This window comes from Pseudomonas floridensis, assembly GCF_002087235.1.
In the GTDB taxonomy this organism is placed as follows: Bacteria; Pseudomonadota; Gammaproteobacteria; order Pseudomonadales; family Pseudomonadaceae; genus Aquipseudomonas; species Aquipseudomonas floridensis.
Genome location: NZ_MUIO01000065.1, coordinates 32292 through 48573, shown reverse-complemented (window position 1 = coordinate 48573; position 16282 = coordinate 32292). Strand labels below are relative to the sequence as shown.

The window sequence follows — 16282 nt, the reverse complement described above, 5'->3', positions numbered from 1 at the left end:
GCACGGATGAACCCTTAACGGCTTTCCTCACTTGGACCTTGAACAGCAGATGCAAAAAAGCCCCTGAAGCAGCACTTCAGGGGCTTTTGCGAACCGGATGGCGTTTAGGCCAGAACCGACTCCGATGCAGGCTTCAACGGCTGCAATGGCAAGAGCGGGGCATGCGGATCGGCTTCGATGGAAGCTCTCCACGCTGCCAGCCACGCTTCGTGACCGTCGCTCCAGACCAGCTCGTGCAAGCGACCAAGGGCCACCGGGTCGCTCAGCAGCATGAGACGCTCGTGGTTGCTGAGTTTTTCCGGACCGACCTTCAGTGCCTGCTCGACGCGCTCCATACGGACCACTTCAATAGGCTTGGCCTGCTTGTGACGAGACGTCGCCAACGCACAGGCCAGCGCATTTTGCTGGGGATCGACCACGGCACGAATGAAGCCCTGTTTCAGCGCATGCCAGCGGTTCTCGTGGGTGTACTGATCAGTGGAGATCAGTTCTTGCGGCGGCTCGAACTCTTCCGGAATCAGGAAGAACTTCTCGTCACGCGCCTTGAGGCCCAGACCGGTACGGCTGGAGATCACCGACACCGGAATCGACAGCATCAGGGATACCACGATTGGCGCCAGCCACCACAGGAAGCTCGGGTTCAACCAGAACACCAGACCGGCCCAGCACGCACCCAGCAACGTCTGCGGACCATGACGCTTGACCGCTTCTATCCACGGCGTGGAGTCATCATCGCGCTGCGGCGAGTTCCAGGTCGCTGCCCAGCCGAGGAACGCGGCCAGTACGAAGCGGGTGTGGAACAACATGCGCACCGGCGCCAACAGCACCGAGAACAGCATTTCCAGCAGCATCGAGACGGTGACCTTGAACTTGCCGCCGTAGCCCTTCGCACCTTTGGCCCAGATCAGAATGACGCTGAGCAGCTTAGGCAGGAACAGCAGAACGATGGTGGTCGAGAACAACGCAACGGCTTTTTCCGGGTGCCATTGTGGCCACAGCGGATACAGCTGACGCGGTTCAAGGAAGTAAGTCGGCTCCATCAGCGTGTTCACGGCCAGCAAGGCAGTGGACAACACCAGGAAGAAGAACCACAACGGCGCCGACAGGTACGACATGACCCCTGTCAGGAATACCGCACGGTGAACCGGGTGCATGCCCTTGACCAGAAACAGCCTGAAGTTCATCAGGTTGCCGTGGCACCAGCGGCGGTCGCGCTTGAGTTCGTCCAGCAGGTTGGGCGGCAACTCTTCGTAACTGCCCGGCAGATCATAAGCAATCCACACGCCCCAACCGGCACGGCGCATGAGCGCAGCTTCGACGAAGTCGTGAGACAGGATCGCACCGGCAAATGCTCCCTTACCGGGCAGCGGCGCCAAGGCGCAGTGCTCGATGAATGGCTTCATCCGGATGATCGCGTTGTGACCCCAGTAGTGGGATTCACCCAACTGCCAGAAGTGCAGACCGGCGGTGAACAGCGGACCGTAGACGCGGGTGGCGAACTGCTGCATGCGGGCATACAGCGTGTCCATGCCAGATGCACGCGGCGCGGTCTGAATGATACCGGCGTCTGGCGTGGCCTCCATCAGGCGAACCAGACTGGTCAGGCATTCGCCGCTCATGACGCTGTCGGCATCGAGCACGACCATGTAGCGGTAATCGCCACCCCAGCGACGGCAGAAGTCGTCGAGGTTGCCGCTTTTGCGCTTGACGCGACGGCGACGACGGCGATAGAAGATCTTGCCGAAACCACCGGTTTCACGGCACACGTCGAGCCAGGCCTGCTGCTCGGCAACGGCGATGTCGGTGTCGTTGGTGTCGCTGAGGACGAAGAAGTCGAAGCGATCCAGGTCACCCGTCGCCGCTACCGACTCGAACGTCGCACGCAGACCGGCGAACACCCGAGGCACGTCTTCGTTGCAGATCGGCATCACCAGAGCGGTTCGCGCGCCGACTTCAATCGGCTCGTTACCTGCGCTGGCGCCCGAGATGCGGTACTTGTCGCGACCGGTGAGCAATTCCAGAAAGCCCATCAACGCGGTCCAGAAACCGGCCGATACCCAGCAGAACAGAATCCCGAACAGCAACAGAATACTGGTCTGCAGCGCGTACGGCATGACCTGCAAGGCCGTCTGCACGAAGGTCTGACGGGTGATTTCGTCCAGCGAAACCAGCGACCAGCCCTGATACGGCAGGATACCTTTCATGTACCAGCCGGCAACGATCGTCTGACCCAGCATCAACAACAGCAGGATATAGCGACGAATCGAACCGACCGTGCGCCAGCGCGACTTGGGCAAGTCACGCGGCAAGTCACTGTGGTCAGGCTTGGGCGGATTGGTCTTGCCGGTCAGGCGACGCCAGCCGCGTACCAGAATGTTGGTACGCCACGGCTCGGGAACGACCTTGGTACGACGGATAGGCGGTGTAGCCTTCAGGCACAGGCGACCACTGGCATCGACGCCGAGCATCTCGGCGTCCTCCAACTGGTCAACCGTGGACAGCGTCAGACGACGACCCACAGAAGCCTGAGCGGCCTCGGCGGGATCGTTGACCGGCTGCGCCGAAAGGCGTTCATGCAACTCGGCGAAGGATGTGCAGCCGGCAAGTTCTGCCCGCTGCTCGTCGCTCATCGGTAAATGCGCCAGGTACTCGTTCAGAGACATTGGCACCGGTAGAGAATTACTCATCGCTCGGCAACTGATAGCTCCAGGTCTCGGTCATGACTTGCAGCGTCTTGGCCGGTTCCGGATGGGTGGGTGCTGCCTCGGTAGCAGGCTGCTGGGTTTCTTTACCGTCCTTGTCCTTGGCGGCGTCGGTTTTCGCGACGTCAGCCTTGGCCGCATCGGGCTTGGCAGCTTCAGGCTTGACTGTCTCGACCTTGACTTCCGGCTTCGGCGCGTCGGCCTTGGCTATCTCGACCTGGTCGTTGGCAGTGTCTTTGACTTCGGTGGAAGCTGCTGGTTTGGCAACATCTTTGGCCAGCGTCTTCTTCTCCTGCTCCTTGGCAACCGCTTTCTTCTCTTCTGCTTTGTCAGCAACGAGCAGTGCAGGTTCCTTGCCGGGCTCGGCCGGGATTTCACGCAACAGGTAAGCGCGCATCTCGGTCGGCTTGCTCGAATCCTTGACCTTGACGCGCAGGGTCAGGCGATAGCCCTTGGTGACCGGGTTGTAGCGCAGGTTGTTCTCGACCAGCTCGACATTGTCGTCGGTGGTGACCTGACTGCGAATGGTCTTGTCTTCCGGCAGAGCGGCCAGAACCGGACCGACGAAGTCGACCAGGAATGCCAGGCTGCCATCCGGCTGACGAATCAGGTTGGACTGACGCACGTCACCGATGGAGCGCTGAGTCTGCTTGACCCAACCCAGATCCGGGGAGTGAATCGAGTTTTCCTGCATGGTCCAGTGGATGCGGTAGTTGAAGTCCATCGGCTCGCCCGGCTTGGCCAGGGTTTCAGGCTTCCAGTAGGCAACGATGTTGTCATTGGTTTCGTCGGCAGTCGGGATTTCGACCAGCTCGACCGTACCTTTGCCCCAGTCACCCTTCGGCTCGATCCAGGCACTTGGACGCTTGTCGTAGCGATCGTCGAGATCTTCGTACTGACTGAAATCACGACCACGCTGCAACAGACCGAAACCACGTGGGTTCTCGACCGAGAAGCTGCTGATGGACAAGTGTTTAGGGTTGTTCAGCGGACGCCACAGCCATTCGCCGTTGGCTGCCTGAATCGACAGGCCGCTCGAGTCGTGAAGTTCGCGACGGTAGTTAGGCACACGCGATGGCTGGTTGGCACCGAACAGGAACATGCTGGTCAGTGGCGCAACGCCCAGCTTGTTGACGTTGTCACGCAGGAACATGCGCGATTTCACGTCAACCAGCGTGTTGGTGCCAGGACGCAGGGTCAACTGGTACGCACCGGTCGCACGTGGCGAGTCGAGCAGCGCGAAAATCACCAGATGGTTGTCATCCGGGCCCGGCTTCTCGATCCAGAATTCCTTGAAACGCGGGAACTCTTCACCCGATGGCGATGCAGTGTCGATGGCCATGCCACGAGCGGACAGGCCGTAGACCTGACCCTTGCCGATCACGCGAAAGTAGCTCGCGCCCAGCATGGTCATGATCTCGTCCTGCTTGTCGTCCTTGTTGATCGGGTACAGCACACGGAAACCGGCATAACCCAGTTTTTCGGTGGACTTGGGATCGATCTTCAGGTCGCCGAAATCGAAACGACTGGCGTCGTACTTGATTTCGTCAACGCTGGTGGCGGTCACTTCGTTGATCTTGACTGGCGTGTCGAAATGCATGCCCTGGTGATAAAACGACACTTTGAACGGCGTCTTGTCGCCGGCCCACTCAGCCTTGTCCTCACGGAAGCGGATTTTCTGATAGTCGGCGAACTTCATGTCGCGCAGTTCGTTGGGCAGATTGCTTCTCGGCGCTTCGAACTTCTGCCCGGCCATTTCTTTGGCCCTGGCGGCTACATCATCGAGATTGAAGGCCCAGAGCTGACCAGCGCTGAACAGGCACACAAGGGCCGAGCTTGCCAGCAGCGCACTGCGCAACCGCTTGACAGGTTTCTTTGGAGCATCACAGGGACTAACAATCACGAGCAACCCTCGCCGAAAACAGATGAAGAAACCAACGGCCAGCTATCGAATGCCGGGTTGGCGAGCATTGTTCCGACTCCAATTGGGCTTAATGATTCCCCAACCAGTGTCAGAACCGCTTTTGTCATGCCAGATGGATCAACCACCGCTGATCTCCGTAGCGCGCGATTATCCAGTAGCTCGCGTCACAACGCATCAGGTATGACAAAGAATTTTATTCCTCTCGAACCTTTGAATCCGGGAGGAGCGAAAGAAATCTTAGCTCAGGTTTCAAGCAAAAATGTCACCGGGCCATCATTCACCAGATGGACCTGCATGTCTGCACCAAACTGGCCCGCAGCCACGCTCGAATGCGCGATCCTGGCCTGACTCAACAGATAGTCGTACAACTCGGCGCCCAGCGCTGGCGGCGCGGCTTTCGAAAAGCTCGGACGCATGCCGCTTTTGGTGTCGGCCGCCAGGGTAAATTGCGAAACCAGCAGCAACCCGCCTTCCACATCGCGCAACGAGAGATTCATCTTGCCGTCGGCATCGCTGAACACCCGGTAGTTGAGCAACTTGTGCAGCAACTTATCGGCGCTGGCCCGGGTGTCTTGAGGCTCTATACCGACCAGCACCAGAATGCCCTGATCGATTGAGCCGACGACCTCGCCAGCCACTTCGACGCGTGCGCCACGCACGCGCTGCAATAAACCTTTCATAGATGCTCTTTCAGATCCGCAACGAGGAGACGACGATATCAGGCTTCTTCTGGCGGCAGGTCGAGCAGACGGCGGGCGACCTGGCCAGCGGCGCGCACCAGCGCATCGGTAATGCCGGGCTCGGATGCAGCATGCCCCGCATCGCGAATCACCTGCAGCTCACTGTTGGGCCATGCCTGATGCAGCTCCCACGCATTGTCCAGCGTGCAGATGACATCGTAGCGTCCGTGGACGATGATGCCCGGCAAATGGGCGATTTTCGGCATGTCGCGGATCAACTGGTTGGCTTCCAGAAACGCGTCATGGGTGAAGTAGTGGCACTCGATGCGCGCAATCGACAAGGCGCGTTGCGGCTCGGAGAACCGGTCGACCACCTGCGGATTGGGCCGCAACGTTGCCGCACGCCCTTCCCAGGTAGACCACGCCTTCGCAGCGTGCATCTGGGCAATCTGATCCGGTCCGGTGAGACGTTTGTGGAAAGCAGCCAGCAGATTGTCGCGTTCATCCAGCGGAATGGGCGCAACATAGTCCTGCCAGTAATCGGGGAACAGGCGGCTGGCACCGGCCTGGTAAAACCAGTCGATATCCTGCTGACGTGCCAGGAATATGCCGCGCAGAATCAGCGCATGAACACGATCCGGGTGAGTCTGTGCGTATGCCAGAGACAGCGTCGAACCCCATGAGCCACCGAACAGCACCCATTTCTCGATGCCGAGGTGTTCGCGAATGCGCTCCAGGTCTTGCACCAGATGCCAGGTGGTGTTGTTTTCGATGCTCGCATGTGGCGTGGAGCGACCGCAGCCGCGCTGATCGAAGGTAATGATGCGATACAGGTTCGGATCGAAGTAGCGGCGGCTCTGGGCATCGCACCCCGAACCGGGCCCGCCGTGAATGAACACCACTGGAAGACCTTCGGGCGACCCGCTTTCATCGACGTAGAGCACATGCGGTTGTTCCACGGCCAGATCGTGCCGGGCGTAAGGTTTGATCTGCGGGTACAAAGTCTGCATAGGTGCTCCATAAGTCCGATTTCAGAGGCTTCTATTATTCTGCCGTTGGGCATCATAAACCCGAAACGAGGAATCAGCATGCTGCACATCATCGATCCGGATGGAACGATCAATGCAAGCGTTTTGCCAATTCGCAAGGCTGGCGAACCAGAGCAGTCGCGCTGGGTCGAAGCGTGAGTTGTGTCTTCAATTATTTCTTTCATTTTCAGGAAATAACTGACGACACGCCTACAGTCTAAGAACTCATCTTTTCATTCGTCAGACTACTTGAGGTCGTACCGATGTCTCAGGAACCACTCGTTCGTGACGCTGATGTGGCTGCTTTCCGCGCCGCAGTGCTCGCCAAACTCACTTACTCAGTGGGCAAGGACCCTGACCATGCGTTTGAGCATGACTGGTTCGAAGCTGTCGCCCTGGCCGCTCGCGACCACATGGTCGAACACTGGATGGACCATACGCGGCAGATTTATCGCAAGGTTCAGAAACGCGTCTATTACCTTTCGCTGGAATTCCTGATTGGCAGATTGCTGTACGACAGCCTGAGCAACCTGGGCCTGCTGGAAATCGCTCGCGAGGCCATGACCGAACTGGGCGTGGACATCGAACGCATCCGCTTGCTGGAGCCCGATGCCGCACTGGGCAATGGCGGCCTGGGTCGTCTGGCGGCCTGCTTCATGGAAAGCATGTCGACCCTCGGCATCGCGGGCCACGGCTATGGCATTCGCTATGAACACGGTCTGTTCCGTCAGGCCGTGGTCGACGGCTGGCAGCAGGAGCAGACGGAGAATTGGCTGGACTTCGGCAACCCGTGGGAATTCGAACGCCCGGAAGTGGTGTACTCGATCGGCTTCGGTGGCAGCGTCGAGACTTTCACGAGTGAAGCCGGTGAAACCCGTCAGGTCTGGCGTCCGGGTGAAACCGTGCGGGCGATCGCCTACGACACGCCTGTTGTCGGCTGGCGCGGCGCGAGCGTGAACACACTGCGTCTGTGGCGAGCCCGCGCCGTGGAAGACCTGCACCTGGAACGCTTCAACGCAGGTGACCACTTCGGCGCTGTGGCGGAAGTGGTACGCGCCGAGAGTATTTCTCGCGTGCTCTACCCGAACGATGCCACCGAAGCCGGTCAGGAACTGCGCCTGCGTCAGGAATACTTCTTCGTCTCGGCGTCGTTGCAGGACCTGCTGCGTCGCCACCTGAACATGCACGCCACGCTGACCGACCTGCCGGAGCATGCGGCCATCCAGATGAACGACACTCACCCGTCCATCGCAGTGGCCGAGCTGATGCGTCAACTGATCGACAACCACAATATTCCATGGGACACCGCCTGGAAGATCACCGTCGGCACACTGGGCTACACCAACCACACGCTGTTGCCCGAGGCGCTGGAAACCTGGTCGGTCGGACTGATGGAGCGGATGCTGCCGCGCCACATGCAGATCATCTACCTGATCAACGCGCAACACATCGACACGCTGCGCGCCAAGGGCATCCACGATTTCGAAGTGCTGCGCTCGGTGTCGCTGATCGAGGAAGACAACGGCCGTCGCGTGCGCATGGGCAACCTGGCGTTCCTGGGTTCGCACAGCGTGAACGGCGTTTCGGCGCTGCACACCCAACTGATGCGCAAGACGGTGTTCGCTGAACTGCACAAGCTGTACCCGGAGCGCATCAACAACAAAACCAACGGCATCACCTTCCGCCGCTGGCTGTTCCAGGCCAACCCGAAACTGACCGAGATGCTGGTCGAGTCGCTTGGCCCGGACGTGCTGGACAACGCTGAAACCCGCCTGATCGAGCTGGAGCCATTCGCCGAAAAATCGTCCTTCCGCAAGCAGATGGCCGATCAACGGCTGCACAGCAAACGCGCGCTGGCAGCGATCATTCACGAGCGTCTGGGCATCGTGGTCAACCCGGCGGCGATGTTCGACGTGCAGGTCAAGCGGATCCACGAGTACAAGCGTCAGTTGCTGAACCTGTTCCACACCGTCGCGCTGTATCAGGCGATTCGTGCCGAGCCGGGCACGGACTGGGTGCCTCGGGTGAAGATATTCGCGGGCAAGGCGGCGGCCAGTTATCACTCGGCCAAGCTGATCATCAAGCTCACCAACGACATCGCCCGCACGGTCAACAACGACCCGACTGTGCGCGGTCTGCTGAAAGTGGTGTTCATGCCCAACTACAACGTCAGTCTGGCGGAAAGCATCATTCCGGCGGCCGACCTGTCGGAGCAGATTTCCACTGCCGGTCTTGAAGCCTCGGGCACCAGTAACATGAAGTTCGGCCTCAACGGCGCACTGACCATCGGTACGCTGGACGGTGCCAACGTGGAAATGAGCGAGCAGATCGGTCTGGAAAACATGTTCATCTTCGGCATGACCTCGCAAGAAGTCGAAGCTCGCAAACAGGCTGGCGACTTCAGTGCGCATGGAGATGTCGCCGCGTCCGGGCGTCTGAACGATGTGCTGCAGGCGATTCGTGGCGGGGTGTTCTCGCCGGATGATCCGAACCGTTATGCCGGTCTGGTCGATCAGTTGCTGGCGTACGACCGCTTCCTGGTCTGCGCAGACTTCGACTCGTACTGGGCCGCGCAGGCCAAGGTCGAAGAACGCTGGCACGACTCCAAGCAATGGTGGCGTTCGGCAGTGCTCAACACGGCACGCATGGGCTGGTTTTCCTCGGACCGGACCATTCGCGAGTACGCCGGAGAAATCTGGAAAGCGCTGGACTGAGGCTTGGCAGTCCACTCCCACTGACGCGCGCACGCCCCGTGGGAGTGGACTTGTCCACGAAGACGATGTGTCAGGCGCTGGTTTTTTTGGTGTTTGTACCGGCCTCTTCGCGGACACGTTGGCTCCCACCGAACCGCTGACGTGGTGCACTGCTACGCCGCCGCTCGACTGACTGTACTGACCCCACGTGTTCGGCCCTATACTGCGCACCGATAAACCTTCACACATCGAAAAGGATGTCGTCGCGTGCTTTGGATTTGTCTGGTCGTAGGCGGTGCGGTGCTGGGCTACTCGCTGAGTTATGACGAGTGGGAAGGCCTGTTCATTGGCGCCGTGATGGGCTGGGGGCTTTGGGCCGGTGTTCGCGTGTACACGCTGGACAAGCGCTCGGCAGAGCAATCGCTTGAATTGCTGGCCACACGCAAGACCGTCGAAGCCCTGCAACAACGCCTGACCCTGCTCGAATACCCACCTGTTTCCGCTGCTCAGCCACCCGCCGAAGCGCAGCAGGCCGCGCCATTGCCCGATGACTCAGTCATTATTGCGGCGCGTACCACCGGCCCAGAGCTGATGTGGGATCTGCCGTTCGAAGTGACGCCCGCCGCGCCCTCCTCTGAACCTACAGCGCCAGTCACCCCCAATCAGATACCAGCGAAAACACCTGCAACGCCCAACGTCTTCGAAAAAGCCCTGTCTGGCGCGCTCGGCTGGCTGATGGGCGGCAATACCGTATTGCGGGTCGGCGTGGTGGTGCTGTTTCTGGGGCTGGCCTTTCTGTTGCGCTACGCCACCGAAGGCATGGTGGTGCCGATTGAAACCCGCTACGCAGGCGTTGCGGCCAGTGCGTTGGCGCTGTTGGGGCTGGGCTGGTGGCTACGCCTGCGCAATGCGCCCTATGCCTTGATGCTGCAAGGCGCGGGCATCGGCGTGCTGTACCTGACCGTGTTCGCCGCTATGAAGCTGCATCCGCTGCTCGATCCGACAATGGGTTTCGCGCTGCTGGTGGCGATCACGGCGTTCTCCGCCGTCCTGGCGTTGACCCAAGACTCCCTGGCGCTGGCCTGCGCTGGCGCACTGGGCGGGTTTTCCGCACCGATTCTGGCCTCCACCGGGCAAGGCAGCCACGTGTCGCTGTTCAGCTACTTTGCCCTGCTCAATGCCGGTATTTTCGCCATCGCCTGGTTCAGAGCCTGGCGCGTTCTGAACCTGATCGGCTTTTTCGGCACCTTCGGCATCGGCTTTGCCTGGGGCCTCAAAGCCTACAGGCCGGAGCTGTTCTGGAGCACCGAGCCGTTCCTGATTCTGTTTTTCCTGATGTACCTGGCGATCGGCCTGCTCTTCGCCCGACGCAAGCTTCAGGAACAGGCAAGCGGCCCACAGGACGACAGCCGCGACGCCCTACTGCGCTGGTCGGCGCGCCAAGGCGATTACGTCGATGGGACTTTGCTGTTCGGCACGCCGATCGTCGGGTTCGGCCTGCAATACGCACTGGTCGAACACCTCGAATCAGGCGCAGCGTTCAGCGCGTTGACGCTCGGCCTGATCTACATGGGGCTGGCGCGCATGCTGGCGGCGCGCGCGCCTGATCGTATGGTATTGCTGATGGAAACCTGCCTGGCGCTGGGCGTGGTGTTCGCCACGCTGGCGATCCCGTTGGGCCTGGGTTCGCAGTGGACGACCTGCGCCTGGGCGGTCGAAGGCGCAGCCATTTTCTGGCTGGGCATGCGCCAGCATCGGGTATTGGCTCGGGTCTTTGGTGTTGTGTTGCAACTGGCGGCAGGCGCGACCCTACTGAACAACCTCGACAACGCCGACGCATCGCCGCTGTTGAACGGTGACTACTGGACCGCGATGATTCTGGCAACGGCCGCCGGGGTCAGCGCCTGGTGCGTGCATCGCTTCAAGGTCCTGACGCTGATGGATCAGCAACTGGCCAGATCGTTGCTGATGATCTGGGGCGCAAGCTGGTGGGTAATTTCGATCCTCAGCGCCGTCCAGTTGCTGGTGGCGGAACCGATGCAGACCACCGCGCTGCTAATGGCTGCGGCCGCAAGCGTTGCACTCTGGACCTTGCTGGCGCTGCTTTTGCGCTGGCCGGACCTGGCCACGCTGTGCGTTATGTTGATGCCACTATGCAGCCTCCTGCTACTGGGCTCGCTAAGCCATTATTACCACCCCGCTGAGAATGGCGGCTGGGCAGGCTGGCTGGCGGTGTTCGCCGTGCACCTGCTGTCACTTCATCGCCTGACCGCAATACTGCCAAGCCTCGCCGCACGGGTGGCACATGTTGTCGGCTGCTGGCTGATCATCGCCGTGCTGGCGCTGGAATTGCGCTTCGGCCTGATGCAGCTTTCCGATCAGTACAACGCGTGGCGCTGGCTGGGCTGGGCCATCATTCCAAGCCTGTACCTGTGGGCGATGACCTCGCAACGCCAGTGGCCCTGGCCAGTGTCGGCTTACTCGGGCGCCTATCGCATCAGCGCTGCCGCACCGCTGGCCGCGCTGATGCTGGCGTGGTTCTGGATCGCGAACATCTTCAGCGACGGAGCGGCCGATCCGCTGCCTTATCTGCCGCTGATCAATCCGCTGGAAATCGGCCTGCTGTTCTCACTGGGCGGCGTCTTCCTGTGGACGCGTGAGTGCCTGCCGAAAATGGGTCTGGGCGAGGCCCCCGCCCGTTACCTGCCGCTGCTGATCGCGGGCGGCTCAGTGTTCGCGCTGGTCACAGCGATGGTCATGCGCACTGCTCATCACTGGGCCGATGTGCCGTGGCACACCGAAAGCCTGCTCGACTCGATGCGCGTGCAGGCCGGGCTGTCGATCGTCTGGACGCTGATGGCGCTGGCGCTGATGATCGGCGGTCATGTGCGCGCCAACCGGCCGGTATGGCTGGGCGGCGCGGCGCTGATCGGGGTGGTGGTGATCAAGCTGTTCTTCATTGAATTGAGCAATCGCGGCGGCATGGAGCGCATCGTCTCATTCATAGGTGTTGGCATTCTGCTACTGGTGGTGGGATATTTCGCACCATTACCGCCGAAACTTCCCGCCACCAAAACTGGCGAGGAACCCGGCCAGGCTCCGATTGCCGAGCCCACCAGCCCATGAGGAAACCGTTCTTGAGTCGCTCCCCCCTGAAAATCGCCGTGCTCGGCCTGACCCTGTGCACGACGATGGCCGCCCATGCTCAAGACAAACCGGCCGATTTCACCAGCCAGACACCGCTGACCCTGAGTGGCGAAGGCCCGTGGTATCGCATCGAACTGCCGCTGTCCGTGCAATTGAGCGCACGCCAGACTGACCTCAGCGACCTGCGGGTCTTCAACGCCGAAGGCCAACCGCAGGCCTACGCCCTCAATCAGAAACAGGCCGCGCCCGAGCAGGAACCCACGCCGATTCCGGTGAAGTGGTTCGCGCTCTACAGCACTCAGGAAGCAGGCGACGCGACACCGGTCATTCGCATAGAACGCGCCAGCAACGGCACCGTGATCGAAGTCCAGCCACAAAGCGATATCGAGGCTGGCGAAGAAGTGCTGCGCGGCTGGCTGCTGGACACCAGCGCAGTCAAGGCGCCGCTTGAACAACTGATCATCGACTGGAGCGCTGAACGCGAGGGCTTCCAGAGTTTCAGCATCGAGGCCAGCGATGACCTTCAACACTGGCGCAGTTGGGGCGATGGGCAAGTTGCCCGCCTGTCGTTCGCCGACGAAGTGGTCGATCAGCGTGAGGTCGGCCTGCCCGGCCAGAGCGCTCGCTACCTGCGCCTGCTGTGGCACTCGCCGCACAGCGCACCGACCTTGATATCCGCACATGTGTTCGCCGCCGAAAGCGAAACCCCGGCCCCGCCGCTGACCTGGTCACCACCGGTCACAGGCAAGGTCGAAACCGCCAATGAATACGTCTGGCAACTACCGGCCGGTTTGCCGGTCGAGCGCGTGAAAATCGACATCGCCCAACCCAACAGCCTGGCACCGGCCACGCTCTACGCACGCAACGATGCGAAAGACCCGTGGCAAGCGGTCAGCAGCGGCTTGCTTTATCGTCTGAATCAGAACGGCGGCGACATGGTCCAGGACCAGCTGCAGTTGTCCGGTCGCGCCTTTCGGCAGCTCAAGCTGGTGGTCGATGATCGTGGTGGTGGTCTGGGCGCCGAAGCGCCAACGCTGAGCGTTGCGATACAGGCCAGTGAGGTGGTGTTCCTGGCGCGTGGCAACGGCCCGTTCACCCTTGCCGTGGGCAATGCCGCCGCCAAGGCCGCCAATCTGTCGCTGGCGACGCTGATTCCCGATTTCACCCCACAGAAGCTGGCGGCGCTCGGCACCGCAAAACCGACCACCGCGACGGTCGCCAATATGGCCGCGCCGCTGCCGGTGGTGCAGGAAAGCGTCGATTTCAAGCGCCTCGCACTCTGGGCGGTACTCGTCTTGGGTGTGCTGTTTCTGGGCTGGATGGCTTTCAGCACCCTGCGCGCGTCGAAACGCTGAATGCACCGCTGCGCGCTGCCGGTTTGCAGCTACGCTGATCCGGCATATGAACTGAAACCGGCATAAGCCAGTCTGATAGCAGTATTACGTCGCCACTCGCGTTAAACTGCGCGGGTTTTCATACCCCCTATTTTCGGAGCTATCCATGTCCCGCGTTACACTAAGTCGCTACTTGATTGAGCAGACCCGCAGCAACAACACTCCTGCCGATCTGCGCTTCCTGATCGAAGTAGTGGCGCGAGCATGCAAGGAGATCAGTCACGCCGTTTCAAAAGGCGCGCTGGGTGGCGTACTCGGCAGCATGGGCACCGAGAACGTGCAAGGTGAAGTGCAGAAAAAGCTCGACGTAATCTCTAACGAAATCCTGCTCGAAGCCAACGAATGGGGCGGTCACCTGGCCGGTATGGCGTCCGAAGAAATGGACAATGCCTACCAGATCCCGGGCAAATACCCGAAAGGTGCCTACCTGCTGGTATTCGACCCACTGGACGGCTCGTCCAACATCGATATCAATGCACCGGTCGGCACCATTTTCTCGGTATTGCGCTGCCCTAACCAGTACCTGAGCCAGAACGAAGCCCTGAATGAAAAGGCTTTCCTGCAGCCAGGCACCGAGCAGGTCGCTGCCGGTTACGCGATCTATGGTCCGCAGACCATGCTGATCCTGACCTTGGGCGACGGCGTCAAAGGTTTCACGCTGGACCGCGAAATGGGCAGCTTCGTGCTGACCCACGAAAACATCACCATCCCTGAGACCACCCAGGAATTCGCCATCAACATGTCCAACCAGCGCCACTGGGAAGCCCCGGTACAGCGTTACGTTGAAGAGTTGCTGCAAGGCGAAGAAGGTCCGCTGAAAAAGAACTACAACATGCGCTGGGTTGCAGCGATGGTCGCCGATGTACACCGCATCCTGACCCGTGGAGGCCTGTTCATGTACCCACGCGACAGCCGCGAGCCGTCCAAGCCGGGCAAACTGCGTCTGATGTACGAAGCCAACCCGATGTCGTTCCTGGTCGAACAGGCGGGCGGCGCGTCCACCGACGGTCACCAGCGCATCCTCGATATTCAGCCTGAAGGCCTGCACCAGCGTGTAGCGGTGTTCCTGGGTTCGAAGGAAGAAGTCGAGCGCGCGACCGCTTACTACAAAGAGTAAGCACAAGGAGCAAGACCGATGCGTGCGCCCTGGTTGCCGCTGCTTGACTGGTGGTTCGGTTCAGCCGAATCGCCGACCGAAGTGGTGAAAGCCAGGAACACGCTTTGGTTCGGCAAGAAAAAAGCCAATGACACCGAAGCCCGTAAACGCTTCGGTGCTCAGGTCGACAAGGCTCTTGCTGGCGGACTGGCCGAATGGGCGGAAAACCCCAAAGGCTGGCTGGCGCTGATCCTGCTGCTCGATCAACTGCCGCGCATGATCTACCGCGAAACGCCACAAGCCTTCGCGGGCGATCAACGGGCCCAGACACTGGTCCGGCATGGCCTGAAGCTGGAGCGCGATCAGCACCTTGAGCCGTTGCAACGCACCTTTATCTATCTGGTGCTGGAACACAGTGAAGACCTCGCTGACCAGAACCGCGCCATCACCTGCTTTTCCAGCCTCCTTCCCCTGATGCCCGCCACCGATCGCGATTATTTCGTGAGCAGCCTGGACTACGCCGAGCGCCATCAAAAGATCATCGCCCGCTTCGGACGCTTCCCGCACCGCAACGCGATTCTGGGCAGAACCTCGACCGACGAAGAAATAGAATTTCTCAAGAAACCCGGCTCAAGCTTCTGATCGGCCAAACAAATCCTTGCGTCAGCCGGGAACCAGATCAGCTTTTTCTCTTCTAAGCTTGCGGTACTGCGCCAGCGTCACGCTGCATCAGCGCTCGTTGCGACGCGACCCCCTTCCGTTCAGGAGCTACATCCATGTCCTTGCGCTATGTCGCTTTACTGTCGTTTTGCGTGTTTCTGGCTGCGTGCAGCAAAATCACTCAGGAAAACTACGCCAAGTTGTCTGCTGGCATGCCCAAGGCTCAAGTCGAGTCCTTGCTGGGCAGCCCGACCGAGTGTTCCGGTGCGCTAGGCATGTCCAGCTGCACATGGGGTGATCAGAACACCTTTATCAGCGTGCAGTACGCAGCCGACAAGGTCGTGTTGTTCTCGGGCCAGGGCCTCAAATAACTCATGATCAAGGTACTTGTACGTTTTGGCATCTGCGTGATGGCCAGCTTTCTGGCCATCGGTTTTGCACACTCGGCTGACAACCTCGAGCCGAGAACCGTCGACAGCGTCGATCTCAAGCAGTATCAGGGCACCTGGTACGAGCTGGCGCGTCTGCCGATGTTCTTCCAGCGAAAGTGCGCGCAATCCGAAGCCCGCTACGTGCTCAAGGATGACGGCAACATCGGCGTGACCAACCGCTGCCGCACGATTGAAGGCAAATGGGAAGAAGCCACTGGCACCGCCTCGCCGCAAGAGCCGGGCAAGACTGACAAGCTGTGGGTCGTGTTCGACAACTGGTTTTCGCGTCTGCTGCCAGGTGTAGCCAAGGGCGACTACTGGGTGCTGGACATAGGCGAAGGCTACAAGACTGCTATCGTCGGCAATCCTGACCGCAAATACCTCTGGCTGCTGTCACGCACCCCTACGGTGTCCGAAGCCGTGAAACAGCAGATGCTGAGCAAAGCCCGCCAGCAGGGCTACGACACGTCCCGCCTGATCTGGCGTGAAGACGACTCGAAGATCGGCAAGGGCGAAAAGTAATACGG

Annotated in this window: 11 protein-coding genes; 7 read left to right on the top strand and 4 right to left on the bottom strand. The window is 60.3% G+C overall.

Going from position 1 to position 16282, the window contains the following annotated elements:
• Positions 1-104: 104 nt before the first annotated feature.
• The 4 genes from mdoH to pip form a co-directional block, all read right to left on the bottom strand.
• On the bottom strand, positions 105-2687 hold the full coding sequence (mdoH, locus tag BZK31_RS16395) for a glucans biosynthesis glucosyltransferase MdoH (RefSeq protein ID WP_083184004.1): 2583 nt from the start codon (positions 2685-2687) through the stop codon (positions 105-107).
• Entirely contained in the window at positions 2680-4605 is a 1926-nt protein-coding gene (locus BZK31_RS16390; protein ID WP_083184003.1) for a glucan biosynthesis protein G, read from the bottom strand. Before BZK31_RS16390 ends, mdoH begins: the two co-directional genes overlap by 8 nt.
• A gap of 263 nt (positions 4606-4868) precedes the next feature.
• Positions 4869-5306 (bottom strand): D-aminoacyl-tRNA deacylase, encoded by a 438-nt coding sequence (gene dtd / locus BZK31_RS16385; RefSeq protein WP_083184002.1) that lies wholly within the window; start codon positions 5304-5306, stop codon positions 4869-4871.
• A gap of 38 nt (positions 5307-5344) precedes the next feature.
• Positions 5345-6316, bottom strand: coding sequence for a prolyl aminopeptidase (gene pip / locus BZK31_RS16380; RefSeq protein ID WP_083184001.1), 972 nt, complete (start codon positions 6314-6316; stop codon positions 5345-5347).
• Between the two features lie 281 nt (positions 6317-6597).
• On the opposite strand from pip, the gene BZK31_RS16375 reads away from it, so the two are divergent.
• The 7 genes from BZK31_RS16375 to BZK31_RS16345 all read left to right on the top strand — a co-directional run bounded on the left by BZK31_RS16375 (position 6598) and on the right by BZK31_RS16345 (position 16277).
• On the top strand, positions 6598-9048 hold the full coding sequence (locus tag BZK31_RS16375; protein WP_083184000.1) for a glycogen/starch/alpha-glucan phosphorylase: 2451 nt from the start codon (positions 6598-6600) through the stop codon (positions 9046-9048).
• A 246-nt stretch (positions 9049-9294) separates the two neighbouring features.
• Positions 9295-12153, top strand: coding sequence for a DUF2339 domain-containing protein (locus tag BZK31_RS16370; RefSeq protein WP_083183999.1), 2859 nt, complete (start codon positions 9295-9297; stop codon positions 12151-12153).
• 26 nt (positions 12154-12179) lie between these two features.
• Positions 12180-13529: a DUF3999 domain-containing protein gene (locus BZK31_RS16365; RefSeq protein WP_167378001.1), complete on the top strand. Its 1350-nt coding sequence runs from the start codon at positions 12180-12182 to the stop codon at positions 13527-13529.
• Positions 13530-13674: 145 nt separating this feature from the next.
• Positions 13675-14685, top strand: a complete 1011-nt coding sequence (locus BZK31_RS16360) for a class 1 fructose-bisphosphatase (protein ID WP_083183997.1) — start codon at positions 13675-13677, stop codon at positions 14683-14685.
• A gap of 18 nt (positions 14686-14703) precedes the next feature.
• Positions 14704-15306 (top strand): DUF924 family protein, encoded by a 603-nt coding sequence (locus tag BZK31_RS16355; protein ID WP_083183996.1) that lies wholly within the window; start codon positions 14704-14706, stop codon positions 15304-15306.
• Between the two features lie 134 nt (positions 15307-15440).
• Complete coding sequence (gene bamE / locus BZK31_RS16350) at positions 15441-15695, top strand: outer membrane protein assembly factor BamE domain-containing protein (RefSeq protein ID WP_004882706.1); 255 nt, start codon at positions 15441-15443, stop codon at positions 15693-15695.
• 3 nt (positions 15696-15698) lie between these two features.
• Positions 15699-16277, top strand: a complete 579-nt coding sequence (locus BZK31_RS16345; RefSeq protein ID WP_083183995.1) for a lipocalin family protein — start codon at positions 15699-15701, stop codon at positions 16275-16277.
• Positions 16278-16282 lie beyond the last annotated feature (5 nt).

Excerpts from the sequence above, each read along its gene's own strand:
- mdoH (WP_083184004.1), bottom strand. The coding sequence starts at position 2,687 with ATGAGTAATTCTCTACCGGTGCCAATGTCTCTGAACGAGTACCTGGCG.
- dtd (WP_083184002.1), bottom strand. The coding sequence starts at position 5,306 with ATGAAAGGTTTATTGCAGCGCGTGCGTGGCGCACGCGTCGAAGTGGCT.
- pip (WP_083184001.1), bottom strand. The coding sequence starts at position 6,316 with ATGCAGACTTTGTACCCGCAGATCAAACCTTACGCCCGGCACGATCTG.
- BZK31_RS16375 (WP_083184000.1), top strand. The coding sequence starts at position 6,598 with ATGTCTCAGGAACCACTCGTTCGTGACGCTGATGTGGCTGCTTTCCGC.
- BZK31_RS16360 (WP_083183997.1), top strand. The coding sequence starts at position 13,675 with ATGTCCCGCGTTACACTAAGTCGCTACTTGATTGAGCAGACCCGCAGC.
- BZK31_RS16355 (WP_083183996.1), top strand. The coding sequence starts at position 14,704 with ATGCGTGCGCCCTGGTTGCCGCTGCTTGACTGGTGGTTCGGTTCAGCC.
- bamE (WP_004882706.1), top strand. The coding sequence starts at position 15,441 with ATGTCCTTGCGCTATGTCGCTTTACTGTCGTTTTGCGTGTTTCTGGCT.
- BZK31_RS16345 (WP_083183995.1), top strand. The coding sequence starts at position 15,699 with ATGATCAAGGTACTTGTACGTTTTGGCATCTGCGTGATGGCCAGCTTT.